The organism is Nonomuraea thailandensis, assembly GCF_024172165.1.
Classification (GTDB): Bacteria; Actinomycetota; Actinomycetes; order Streptosporangiales; family Streptosporangiaceae; genus Nonomuraea; species Nonomuraea thailandensis.
Genome location: NZ_JAMZEB010000002.1, coordinates 3,096,402 through 3,108,282, shown reverse-complemented (window position 1 = coordinate 3,108,282; position 11,881 = coordinate 3,096,402). Strand labels below are relative to the sequence as shown.

General features: G+C 71.1%; 10 protein-coding genes. 7 read left to right on the top strand and 3 right to left on the bottom strand.

Annotation, left to right across the window (positions count from 1 at the left end; translation table 11 throughout):
- The first annotated feature begins 28 nt into the window (after positions 1–28).
- The 4 genes from HD597_RS17840 to HD597_RS17825 all read left to right on the top strand — a co-directional run bounded on the left by HD597_RS17840 (position 29) and on the right by HD597_RS17825 (position 6,110).
- Entirely contained in the window at positions 29–1,444 is a 1,416-nt protein-coding gene (locus HD597_RS17840; protein ID WP_372513619.1) for a non-reducing end alpha-L-arabinofuranosidase family hydrolase, read from the top strand.
- Positions 1,445–1,574: 130 nt separating this feature from the next.
- The gene (locus HD597_RS17835) at positions 1,575–3,386 is read left to right on the top strand and encodes a family 43 glycosylhydrolase (protein WP_253743584.1); all 1,812 of its coding nucleotides are present in this window, start codon (positions 1,575–1,577) and stop codon (positions 3,384–3,386) included.
- 86 nt (positions 3,387–3,472) lie between these two features.
- The gene (locus tag HD597_RS17830) at positions 3,473–5,101 is read left to right on the top strand and encodes a glycoside hydrolase family 27 protein (RefSeq protein ID WP_253743582.1); all 1,629 of its coding nucleotides are present in this window, start codon (positions 3,473–3,475) and stop codon (positions 5,099–5,101) included.
- Between the two features lie 101 nt (positions 5,102–5,202).
- Positions 5,203–6,110 (top strand): IS5 family transposase gene (locus tag HD597_RS17825; protein ID WP_276082695.1). Its coding sequence is split into 2 segments (ribosomal slippage): positions 5,203–5,629 and positions 5,629–6,110, totalling 909 coding nucleotides; the frame shifts between segments, so codons are not numbered across the junction.
- An 84-nt stretch (positions 6,111–6,194) separates the two neighbouring features.
- Here the strand turns inward: HD597_RS17825 and HD597_RS17820 are convergent.
- Positions 6,195–6,830: a TetR/AcrR family transcriptional regulator C-terminal domain-containing protein gene (locus HD597_RS17820; protein ID WP_253743580.1), complete on the bottom strand. Its 636-nt coding sequence runs from the start codon at positions 6,828–6,830 to the stop codon at positions 6,195–6,197.
- A gap of 69 nt (positions 6,831–6,899) precedes the next feature.
- Here HD597_RS17820 and HD597_RS17815 point away from each other — a divergent pair, with 69 nt between their 5' ends.
- The gene (locus tag HD597_RS17815) at positions 6,900–7,883 is read left to right on the top strand and encodes a hypothetical protein (protein ID WP_253743577.1); all 984 of its coding nucleotides are present in this window, start codon (positions 6,900–6,902) and stop codon (positions 7,881–7,883) included.
- Positions 7,884–7,916: 33 nt separating this feature from the next.
- The gene (locus tag HD597_RS17810; protein ID WP_253743575.1) at positions 7,917–9,107 is read left to right on the top strand and encodes an FAD-dependent monooxygenase; all 1,191 of its coding nucleotides are present in this window, start codon (positions 7,917–7,919) and stop codon (positions 9,105–9,107) included.
- Between the two features lie 68 nt (positions 9,108–9,175).
- Here the strand turns inward: HD597_RS17810 and HD597_RS17805 are convergent, their stop codons facing one another.
- Together HD597_RS17805 and HD597_RS17800 are read right to left on the bottom strand one after the other, a co-directional pair.
- Entirely contained in the window at positions 9,176–9,940 is a 765-nt protein-coding gene (locus HD597_RS17805; protein ID WP_253743573.1) for an SDR family oxidoreductase, read from the bottom strand.
- 31 nt (positions 9,941–9,971) lie between these two features.
- On the bottom strand, positions 9,972–10,931 hold the full coding sequence (locus tag HD597_RS17800; protein WP_253743571.1) for a quinone oxidoreductase family protein: 960 nt from the start codon (positions 10,929–10,931) through the stop codon (positions 9,972–9,974).
- 159 nt (positions 10,932–11,090) lie between these two features.
- Between HD597_RS17800 and HD597_RS17795 the strand changes: the two genes are divergently transcribed.
- A complete protein-coding gene (locus tag HD597_RS17795; protein WP_253743569.1) occupies positions 11,091–11,477 on the top strand; it encodes a winged helix-turn-helix transcriptional regulator in 387 nt (128 codons plus the stop codon).
- Positions 11,478–11,881 lie beyond the last annotated feature (404 nt).

Below are 11,881 nucleotides of genomic sequence, written 5' to 3'. Positions count from 1 at the left end.
CGTGAAACTCGGATCCGTCCTGGCGACGGTGGCCACCTTACTGGCGAGCCTGCTCGTCGCCGCGCAGCCCGCCGACGCGGCCACCGTCGACACCAACGCCTGGTACGTCCTGGTCAACCGCAACAGCGGCAAGGCCCTGGACGTCTACAACCTCGCCACCAACGACGGCGCCCGCATCACCCAGTGGAGCCGCAACAACGGCAACCAGCAGCAGTGGCAGTTCGTCGACTCCGGCGGCGGCTACTACCGCATCAAGTCCCGCCACTCCGGCAAGGTCCTGGACGTCTACAACTTCTCCACCGCCAACGGCGGCGCGATCGTCCAGTGGGCCGACCTCAACGGCACCAACCAGCAGTGGCGCCTGGCCGACTCCCCCGACGGCCACGTGCGACTGATCAACCGCAACAGCAACAAGGCCCTGGAAGTGCAGGGCGCCTCCACCGCCGACGGCGCCAACATCGTCCAGTACGACGACTGGGGCGGCAACAACCAGCAGTGGCAGCTCGTCCGCGTGGACGGCGGCGGCAACCCCGGCCAGTGCGACCTTCCGTCGTCGTACCGCTGGTCATCGACGGGCGTGCTGGCGACCCCGAGGTCGGGCTGGGTCTCGCTCAAGGACTTCACCGTCGCCCCCTACAACGGCAGGCACCTCGTCTACGCCACCACGCACGACACCGGCACCAGGTGGGGCTCGATGAACTTCGGGCTGTTCAGCAACTGGTCGGAGATGGCCTCGGCCAGCCAGAACGCGATGTCCAACTCCACGGTCGCGCCCACGCTGTTCTACTTCGCCCCGAAGAACATCTGGGTGCTGGCCTACCAGTGGGGCGGCACCGCGTTCTCCTACCGCACCTCCAGCGACCCGACCAACCCGAACGGCTGGTCGGCGCAGCAGGTGCTCTTCTCCGGCAGCATCTCCGGCTCCAGCACCGGCCCCATCGACCAGACGCTCATCGGCGACGGCTCGAACATGTACCTGTTCTTCGCCGGCGACAACGGCAGGATCTACCGGGCCAGCATGCCCATCGGCAACTTCCCCGGCAGCTTCGGCAGCACCTCCACAGTGATCATGAGTGACACCACGAACAACCTGTTCGAGGCCGTCCAGGTCTACAAGCTCCAGGGCCAGACCAAGTACCTCATGATCGTCGAAGCGATCGGCGCGCAGGGCCGCTACTTCCGCTCGTTCACCGCCACCAGCCTGAACGGCTCCTGGACGCCGCAGGCCGCCACCGAGGCCAACCCCTTCGCCGGCAAGGCCAACAGCGGCGCCACCTGGACCAACGACATCAGTCACGGCGAGCTGATCCGCACCAGCGCCGACCAGACCTTCACCGTCGACCCCTGCAACCTGCAGCTCCTCTACCAGGGACGCAGCCCCAGCTCCGGCGGCGACTACGGTCTCCTGCCCTACCGGCCGGGCCTGCTGACGCTGCAGCGCTGACGGCCTGACGCGGACCAGCTCCTCCTGGTGGTCCTTCAGCGAACCGGGTCCTGGACACGGCGCCTGGGAGCGTCAGCCGTGTCCAGGACCCTCGCACATCCCGTCACCACCGGTCCGAGGGAGACAACTGGTGAGAATCGCCCTGCGCACGGTCCTGTGCACCGTGGGCCTGCTGCTTACGAGCGTGCTGTTCCCGTCGGCGGCCGGCGCCGACAATCCGATCGTGCAGACCATCTACACGGCCGATCCCGCGCCGCTCGTCCACAACGGCCGCGTCTACCTCTACACCGGTCACGACGAGGACGGCTCCACGTACTTCACCATGCGTGACTGGCACGTCTACTCCTCCTCGGACATGGCCAACTGGACCGACCACGGCTCCCCCATGAGCCTGGCCACCTTCGCCTGGGCCGACGCCAACGCCTGGGCCGGTCACGTCGCCCACCGCAACGGCCGCTTCTACTGGTACGTGCCGGTCCGCGACCGCGCCACCGGCTCGATGGCCATCGGCGTCGCGGTCGCCGACAGCCCGACCGGGCCCTTCCGGGACGCCATCGGGCGCCCGCTGGTCAACAACGGCGAGATCGACCCGAACGTCCTCATCGACGACAACGGCCAGGCCTACCTGTACTGGGGGAACCCTCGCCTCTGGTACGTCCGGCTGAACACGGACATGATCTCCTACTCCGGCAGCCCGACCCAGATCCCGCTCACCACCGCGGGCTTCGGCACGCGAACCGGCAACACCGGCCGCCCGACCCTGTACGAGGAAGGCCCCTGGGTCTTCAAGCGCAACGGCCTGTACTACAACGTCTTCGCCGCCGAGTGCTGCTCGGAGTTCATCGGCTACTCGACGGCGCCCAGCGCCACCGGGCCGTGGACCTACCGGGGGACGATCATGCCCCGCCAGGGCGGCAGCTTCACCAACCACGCCGGGGTCATCGACTTCAACGGCGGCTCCTACTTCTTCTACCACAACGGCGCCCTCCCAGGCGGGGGCGGTTACACCAGGTCAGTGGCCGTGGAGAGGTTCACCTACAACGCCGACGGCACGTTCCCCACCATCAACATGACCACCGCCGGGCCGCCCCAGATCGGCACGCTCGACCCCTTCGTCCGCCAGGAGGCCGAGACGATCGCCTGGGCCTCGGGGGTCGAGACCGAACCGTCCGGCGAGGGCGGCATGAACGTGGGCTTCATCGAGAACGGCGACCATCTCAAGGTCAAGGGCGTCGCCTTCGGAGACGGAGCCTCCTCCTTCACCGCCCGCGTGGCGTCGGCCACCGGCGGCGGCCGGATCGAGCTGCGGCTCGGCAGCGCCACCGGCGCCCTCGTGGGCACCTGCGCCGTCGCCGGCACCGGCGGGTGGCAGAGCTGGAGCTCGGTGACCTGCCCGGTGTCCGGGGCGACCGGCACGCACGACCTCTACCTCCGCTTCGCCGGCGGCAGCGGCTACCTGCTCAACCTCGACTGGTGGCAGTTCACGCCGGGCGGCGGCAGCGGCACCGACCTGCTGGCGAACGGCACCATGGAGAACGGCACGACCGGCTGGACCGCCTCCGGCGGCACCCTGACCGCCGCCACCGACGTCGCCCACGCCGGCAGCCGGTCCCTGCTCAACTCCGGGCGGACCGCGTCCTGGAACGGCCCCCACCAGAACGTGACCGCACGGCTCACCAACGGCAAGAGCTACCTCACGAGCGTCTGGGTGCGGTCGCAGAGCGGAAATCCCAGCGTGAAGGCGACCCTGACGGTCACGGCGGACGGCACCACGAGCTACCACCAGCTCACCCCGGCGCGAACGGCCGGCACGAACGGCTGGACCCAGCTCACCGGCACCACGACCGTGTCCTGGACCGGAACGCTGACCAACGCCTCCTTCTACGTCGAGACGACCGCCGGCACAGACGGCCTCTACGTCGACGACGCCTCCTTCCGGTGACCCGGCAGAAGGGACGCCGGCCATCCGACACCCCTGCGATCACCTGCGCCTGAGCCGCCCTCCCACCCCTTTGAGGAGAGACATCGATGAGCAGGAACCGAACGCGCTTCTCCCTCGTCCTGGCCGTGACACTGACCCTGACGGCAGGGGTCGGCCCGGTCCTGCCCGCGCGGGCGCTGGAGAACGGCGTGGGCCGCACCCCGCCGATGGGCTGGAACACCTGGAACACCTTCGGCTGCGACATCAACGAGACGCTGATCAAGCAGACGGCCGACGCGCTCGTCAGCTCCGGCATGCGCGACCTGGGCTACCAGTACGTCGTGGTCGACGACTGCTGGTTCGATCCTCATCGCGACCCGGCCGGAAACCTCCAGGCCAACCCGTCCCGCTTCCCGAGCGGCATGAAGGCGCTCGGCGACTACCTGCACGCCAGGAACCTGAAGTTCGGCCTCTACCAGGCGCCGCTGGACCGGACCTGCGCCCAGTACTTCGGCGCCTACCCGGGCGCGACCGGCAGCCTCGGCCACGAGGCCCAGGACGCCCGGCAGTTCGCCGCCTGGGGCGTCGACTACCTCAAGTACGACTGGTGCTCCCCCACCGGCACGATCGACGACCAGGTGCGCACCTTCGCGAAGATGCGCGACGCGCTGGCGGCCACCGGCAGGCCGATCCTCTACAGCATCAACCCCAACAGCATTCATGAGAAGACCGGCCCGCAGCGCGACTGGGGCGACGTCGCCAACATCTGGCGCACGACCGAGGACATCACCAACGCCTGGAACACGGGGCAGACCAACGGCTACCCGATGGGCATCCAGAACATCGTCAACGTCAACGTCCCGCTCGCGGGCCGGGCCCGGCCGGGGCAGTTCAACGACCCCGACATGATGGTCGTCGGCCGGGGCGGCATGAACGACACCGAGATGCGCAGCCACTTCGCCCTCTGGGCCGTCATGGCCGCCCCCCTCATCGCCGGCAACGACGTCCGCGCCATGGACGCCGCGACCTCGACGATCATGAAGAACGCGAACCTGATCGCCATCAACCAGGACCCGCTCGGCCTGCAGGCCACCCAGGTCGGCAACGACGGCATCCGCCGCGTCCTGGCCAAGCGGCTGAGCAACGGCGACGTCGCGGTCGCCCTGTTCAACCAGGGCGGCAGCAGCACCACGGTCAGCACCACCGCCTCCGCCATCGGTCTGACCGGCGGCCCGTTCACGCTCCGCGACGCCTGGACGAACGCCGTCACCACGACGACCGGCGCCATCTCGGCGAACGTGCCCGCGCACGGCACCGCCGTGTTCCGGGTCAGCGGCGGCACCGCCATCCCGGCCACCCGCATCCAGGGGGCCGGCTCCGGCAGGTGCCTCGACGTGAACGGCGCCTCCCAGGCCAACGGCACCCAGGTGGTCATCTGGGACTGCCACCAGCAGGCCAACCAGCAGTGGACCGGCACGACCGCCGGCGAGCTGCGCGTCTACGGCGCCAAGTGCCTGGACGTCAGCAACGCCGGCACCGCCGACGGCACCGGCGTCATCATCTGGGACTGCAACGGCCAGAGCAACCAGAGGTGGCGGTTCAACACCGACGGCAGTATCACGGCCGTCGGCGCGAACAAGTGCCTGGACGTGGCAGGCAACGCCACGGCCAACGGCACCAGGCTCCAGATCTGGACCTGCACGGGCGCGGCCAACCAGCGGTGGTCCCGGATCTAGGCCGTGTTTCAGAAGTGACTTGAGTGGCGGTTGCTCGAGGTGTTCGTAGATCGACAAAAAAAGAGGTCTCCGGTAGATGAGTCAACGACCAAGAAGACCATCTGCACGGAGACCTCGTGGACACCTTACCGGTGGCCGGGCGGGCTGATCTGACCGATGCGCAGTGGGCGGTGCTGGAGCCGCTGCTGCCGGTCGGCCGCAAGCCAGGGCGCCCGCCGACCTGGACGAAACGGCAGCTCATTAATGGGATCCGGTGGCGGGTTCGGGTGGGGGCGCCATGGCGGGACGTGCCGGAGCGGTACGGATGCTGGCAGACGATCTACGGGTTGTTCCGGCGCTGGCAGCGTGCCGGAACCTGGCAGCAGATCCTGACCGTCTTGCAGGCTCAGGCGGACGCGGCTGGGCTGATCACGTGGGATGTGAGTGTCGACTCCACCGTCTGCCGGGCTCATCAGCACGCCGCCGGGGCGCGGAAAAGGGGGATCTGCAGGTCGAGTCGCCGGGCGGGGTGCAGGAAGAGCCGGCCGATCACGGGCTGGGGCGTTCCCGGGGTGGCTTGAGCACCAAACTGCACCTGGCCACCGAGCAGGGCCGCAGAGCACTGTCGATCGTGCTGACGGCCGGGCAGCGTGGTGACAGCCCGCAGTTCACGGCGGTCTTGGAGGGCATCCGGGTGCCGCGCCTGGGCGGGGGCCGGCCCCGTACCCGGCCGGACCGGGTGCTGGCCGATAAGGCCTACAGCTCGCGCGGTAACCGCCGTTACCTGCGCAGGCGCGGCATCAAGGCCACCATCCCGATCAAGCTGGACCAAGCCGCCGCCCGGCGCAGGAAGGGGACGAAGGGCGGCCGGCCACCGGCCTTCGACCCCGAGTCCTACAAGCTGCGTCACGCCGTGGAATGCGGCATCAACCGGCTCAAGGGCTACCGGGCGGTGGCTACCCGCTTCGACAAGCTGGCCGTGCGCTACGAAGCGACTGTTCATATCGCCGTGATCGACACCTGGCTATGAGCGCACCACTTCTGAAACACGGCCTAGGGGCCGCCGCGGGGCGCTCGCCGACGGGAGACGACAGGAGGTCCGGGCGGCCGGCCGTCAGCGCAGTCGAGCCGCCAGCCCGTCGAGAACCACGCCGAGCTGCCGTTCGAACCTCCTGTCCCCGTCGTCGCGCAGGTGCCCGGCGGCCTTGACCAGGTCGGCGCCTTCCCCCAGCCACGCATCGCGCTCGGCGAGCGAGTACCGGCCCGGGTCGGCGCCGGCGGACTGGCTGCGCTCCTGCTCCTCGATCACGAAGCCGACCACGAACGCGGTGACCAGGTCGATGGCGTCGTCCGCCTCGGCCAGTGAGAACCCGGCCGCGGTCAGGCGCCCGAGCCAGGGCTCCTTGGCCTTCACCACGCCGGGGTCGGAGAAGCGGGTGCCGCTGAAGATGCGCGCTCCGTCCCGGTGGAGCAGGTACTCCGAGCGCAGGACGCGGGCGTAGGCGGCCACGCCGTCACGCCAGCCGGCGCCGGCGGCGATCTCCGAGAGGGCGGCGGTGACGCGGCGCATGACGAACGTGCTCATCTCGTCGAGCAGTTCCTGCTTGTTGCGGACGTGCCAGTACAGCGCGGGGGCTCCCACGCCGAGCCGGGAAGCGAGCGCGCGGACGGTGAGGGCGTCCATGCCCTTGTCATTGAGCAGATCGAGTGCCGCCGCCACGATCCGCTCCCGCGTGATGCCCTTCGCCACGGTTGACACCTTAACAAAGTTCAGGCACGGTGGGTGACATCGGAATTGAACTTAGTTCAGGAGCGTGCGATGCGTGCTGCAGTCGTCAACACCCCGGAGTCGACACCCGTCTGCGCGGACTTCCCCGACCCGGAACAGCGGCCGGGCCAGGCACCCCTGCGGCTCGTGGGCGCGGGTCTGCACCACGTCGTCCGCGGGCTGGCCTCCGGCCGCCACTACGGCAGCGGCCAGGCCTACCCCCTCGTGCCGGGCATCGACGCCGTGGCCAGGACCGGAGACGGGCGGCTGGTCTACACGGGCTTCGCCCGCTCACCCTGGGGGACGATGGCCGAGTGGCTGGTCACCCCGTTCGAGGTGGACCTGCCCGCCGGGGCCGATCCGCTCGCGGTCGCCGCCGGCATGAACCCCGCACTTGCGGGCTGGATGCCGCTGATCACCCGCCGCAGGGAGGCGGGCGAGCTCGGCACCGTGCTGGTGCTCGGGGCGACCGGCATGTCGGGCGGCCTGGCCGTGCGGGCGGCGCTGTCCCTCGGCGCGAAGCAGGTCATCGCCGCCGGGCGCGATCACGAGGCGCTGGAACGGCTGCGCGGCCTCGGCGCCGTCACCGTCCCGCTCGCGGCACCCGACGCCGCGGCACCCGGCGCCGGAGCGACCGGCACGGGAGCGGCCGCCCTCGCCGCCGCCGTAGCCGAGGCGCCGCCCGCGCTCGTGCTCGACTTCGTGTGGGGCTCCGTCGCCGAGGCCGCCTTCGCCGCGCTGGGCCAGGCCGGCACGAACGGCGACAACCCGGCGATCGGCTACGTGCAGATCGGCTCGCTCGCCGGAAACGACGCGGCGCTGCCCGCGGCGCTGCTGCGCAGCCGGCGGATCCGGATCAGCGGCAGCGGCGCGGGCTCGGTCTCGAAGGCCGAGATGATCGCCGAGCTTCCCGAGATCATCGCCCGGTTCGGCGACGGCACCTTCGACGCGCCGTACACCGCCTACCCGCTCAGCCGCGTCGGCGAGGCCTGGGCGCACCAGGGCCACACCCGCGCCGTCGTCGTCCCGGACTGACCGGGCCCGCTCAAGCAGAAGGGAAAGGGCATCATGCAGAGACGCGCACTGGTCGTCGGGCTCGGGATCGCCGGCATGTCCGCGGCGATCGGGCTGCGGCAGGCCGGGTGGCGGCCGGTCATCGTCGAACGGGCCACGGAACGCCGGAGAGGCGGCTACTTCGTCGGCCTCATGCCGCAGGGCAGGCAGGCCGCCGCCGACCTCGGCATCGCCGGCCACCTGCACACCCGCAACCCGCCCGGCGGCGGGAAGGCGTACTCGCTCACCCGGCGCGGGAACCGCGAGCCCGGCCTGGGGTTCCTGCACCAGCCGGGCGCTCCCGCCGCGGTGGTCCGCGGGGACATCGAAGCCGCGCTCTGGCAGGGCATCCGCAGGGACGGGACGAGCGAGCCCGTCGACGTGCGGTTCGCCACGAAACCCGTCGAGATCGACGACACCGGTACCGACGTGCGAGTGCTGCTGGAGAACACCGGTACCGGCGCGTGGCGCCGCGAGAGCTTCGACCTGGTCGTCGGTGCCGACGGGCTGCGATCGAGCGTGCGCCGCATGGTCTTCGGCCCGCACGAGGACTTCATGACCACCTGGGACGCGATGATCTGCGCGTTCCAGCTCCAGGCGCAGGTGCCGTCCTTCGCGGCGGCGGACAGCGTCATCAGCGCCCGCGAGGGCCGCGGGGCGTGGGTGTTCGGGTTCGCCGACCTGCCCCCGACCGCCCTGCTGACCTACCGGACGGGAGACGTCGAAGGACAGTTCGCCGGATCCACGATCGAGCGGCTGCGCACCGCGTTCTCCGACATGGACGACCCCGTGGTGCGGCACGCCCTCGACTCCCTGGAACAGGCGCCGGATTTCCTGTTCGACTCGGTGCACCAGGTGAAGATGCCCCGGTGGAGCAGAGAAAGGGTCGTCCTGGTGGGTGATGCGGCGTGGTGCCTGAATCTCTACTCGGGCATGGGCGCCACCTTCGCCCTGCGCGGTGGCGCCGAGCTCGGCCGGGCACTGCGGGAGAGCCCGGGCGATCTCGGCGTCGCGCTGACCGCCTGGGAGTCACGGCTGCGCCCGGCCATCACCAGGCATCAGCGCCTCGCCCGGATGAAGCAGCAGTTGTTCGTGCCGTCGAGCCGTCCGGCCGAAGCCCTTCGCTCGGTGGTCCTGCGCCTGGCGTGCGCGGCGCGAGAGCGCAGGCTGGCGAAGGCCCGTGCCGCCGGCGGAAGCACGCCGTGAGGTGACCCGCCCGCTGGGCATCCCCGAGCTAAACGCCGCGGCCTGCCCGCCCGGGCGGGGGTCTCCGGTCAGGCGGCGGTCATCCCGCCGTCGGCGGCGAGCGCGGCACCGGTGATGAATCGGGCTTCGTCGCTCAGCAGGAACGCCACGAACGCCGCGATCTCCTCCGGCTGGGCGATCCGCCCGATCGGGTGCATCACCGCGGCCGCCCGCAGGGACTCCTCCGGCGACGGGCCCAGGTTGCCGCGCAGCAGCGGCGTGTCGACCCCACCGGTGACCAGTGCGTTGATCCGTACTCCGGACCCGGCCGCGTCGAGCGCCGCCGACCGGGTCAGCCCGACCACGCCGTGCTTGGCCGCGCTGTAGGAGGCCATACCCGCCTGCCCGGTGACGCCGAGGACTGAGGCGTTGTTGACGATCGCGCCACCGCCGGCCGCCCGCAGCGCGGGGATCTGGTGCTTCAGGCCGAAGAAGACGCTGCTGAGGTTGAGGGTCAGGTCGGCGTGCCAGGCGTCGCCGTCCACGTCCGTCACCGCCCCGGCGGCGGTGGCGGCGCCGACGTTGTTGAAGGCGCCGTCGAGCCGGCCGTACCGGCTCACCGCCTGCCGGACCAGCTCAGCCGCCTCGGCCTCCACCGTCACGTCGGCGGGCACGAAGGTGGCCTCGCCTCCGGCGGAGCGAAGCCCGGCGGCCAGCGCGTCGCCGGCGTCCTTGCCGCGGGCGGCCAGAACGACGTGCCCGCCCTCGGCTGCGATCCGCTCGGCGGCGGCCCGGCCCATGCCGGAGGTGGCACCGGTGATCAGGATGACTTTCCCTGCGAAACGTGCGGACATGACTACTCCCTATGGACGTGTGCTGGCGAGTTCAGAAGGTGAGCACGAGCCGGCCGCGAAGACCGCCGGCCTCGAGCCGCCGGTGCGCCTCGGGGGCCTCGGCCGCGGGCAGTGCCGCCGCGACGCGCGGGGTGAGCGCGCCCGACTCGGCGAGCAGGCGGATCCGGTCCAGCTTGTCCGTCCGCCCCGCGTAGTCGGGGACGAACGGCGTCAGCACCGTGACGCGTCCGCCGCCGTCGATCTCCTGGCCGCCGGGCTCGCCGGCGGTGCGGAACCGGACGTACCGACCGCCGTCACGTACGGCATGGAGCAGGCGTGGTCCGGCCAGCGCCGCGTCGGCGACCGCCGCCACACCTTCCGGATACCGGGCACGGATCCGCTCGGCGACGTCGGAGCCTCTGGCCACGATGTCGGCCGCGCCGGAGCGGCGGATCAGATCCTCGTCGGCGGGCGCGGCATCGGCGACCACGGTCAGCCCCGCCTGCCTGCCCAGCTCGACCAGGTAGCCGCCGAGCGTCCCGGCGGCCCCGACCACGGCCAGGACGGAGCCGGGCGCGAGCGCGAGGCGGTCGAGCGTCAGCAGCGCGGTGAGCCCGTTCATCGGCAGCGTGGCCGCCGCCGGGTGATCGGCGCCCGCCGGCGCGCGGACGACCCAGCCGGCCGGGAGCACCACGTACTCGGCGTAGCCGCCCGTGGCCGGGCCGATCGGATGCGTCATCGCCATCACCGGCTCTCCCGGTGACAGGGCGGTCTCCGTGCCCGGGCCGATCTCGTCGATCACGCCGGCGATGTCCATCCCCGGCACGTACGGCGCCGGCACCCCGGCGAACAGGTGCGCGAGCACGCCACTGCGCAGGAGCGTGTCCGCCGGATTCACCGCGGCAGCGTGCACCCGCACCCGGACCTCGCCGGGCCCCGCATGCGGCTCCGGCAGATCGACGGCCCGCAACACAGCGGGCCCTCCGAACTCGTACAGACCGACCGCTCGCATCGTCGCAGCTCCTCGATGGTTCTCTTCATATACCTGGTACGATTTCAGCACCGTCGCACGGAGCGGGCGGAGGCGACAAGAAGGCACTTCGACCTGCCCAGGTATCACCGGGAGAACCGTTCCTCACAGGAACCTGGTATAGCCCGTATACTGCTCGCCATGGCGCACCCGATCACGCGGGCGGGCGACACCTCCGCAGACCGGCGCGAGCAGGCCCGCGACCTGATCCGCGACGTGCTCGAACGGATCGGCGACAAGTGGTCGGTGGTCGTCATCTGCCAGCTGAGCGACACCACCCGGCGGTTCAACGAGCTGCGCCGGATGAGTGCGCCCATCACCCAGCGCATGCTCAGCACGACACTGCGCGGCCTGGAACGGGACGGCCTGGTGACACGCACCGTCCACGACACCACTCCCCCGCGGGTCGACTACGCGCTGACCCCGCGCGGGCTCAGCCTGCTCAAGGTCGTCCGCGACCTGGCCGGATGGGCCGAGGACAACGCCTCCGGCATCCTGGAGTCCAGGACGGCCTTCGACGCCCGATGAGCTGACAGACCGCCCCTCGCAGGTGTGGGCGGCAACACGCCGTACGCGGCGCGACGGCGCAGTCGTCGCGCGCGGGCGGCAGGTCGGCGCGCCCGCCCGTGCCGCCGCCGGGCCCGCCGTCATGAGCCCGTTTGCGGGACGGCCCCGGTGAAGAGGATCATGGTGGCCCGGCGCCCCGGAGTGGTGGCGAAGAGGCCGCACGCCTCGTCCTGGTCCGGCGCCCGGAGTCTGCCCGTCGCCGTTCCAGGAGGTCTGCGCGTGTTGGTCGACGCTGCCCACCGGGGCGTTCATGACCGCCTCTCGGGCCGTCCCGAGCCGATCGGCCGATGAAGCGCCCTTCCTGCAAGCAAGATCACGGCAGGTTCCAAGTCAGCGGCAAGCCGGGTCACCGATGCTGCTGTGCG

What these genes read in the sequence shown, in the direction of transcription:
- HD597_RS17830 (WP_253743582.1), top strand. Translation starts at nt 3,473, where the DNA reads ATGAGCAGGAACCGAACGCGCTTCTCCCTCGTCCTGGCCGTGACACTG.
- HD597_RS17815 (WP_253743577.1), top strand. Translation starts at nt 6,900, where the DNA reads ATGCGTGCTGCAGTCGTCAACACCCCGGAGTCGACACCCGTCTGCGCG.
- HD597_RS17810 (WP_253743575.1), top strand. Translation starts at nt 7,917, where the DNA reads ATGCAGAGACGCGCACTGGTCGTCGGGCTCGGGATCGCCGGCATGTCC.
- HD597_RS17805 (WP_253743573.1), bottom strand. Translation starts at nt 9,940, where the DNA reads ATGTCCGCACGTTTCGCAGGGAAAGTCATCCTGATCACCGGTGCCACC.
- HD597_RS17800 (WP_253743571.1), bottom strand. Translation starts at nt 10,931, where the DNA reads ATGCGAGCGGTCGGTCTGTACGAGTTCGGAGGGCCCGCTGTGTTGCGG.
- HD597_RS17795 (WP_253743569.1), top strand. Translation starts at nt 11,091, where the DNA reads ATGGCGCACCCGATCACGCGGGCGGGCGACACCTCCGCAGACCGGCGC.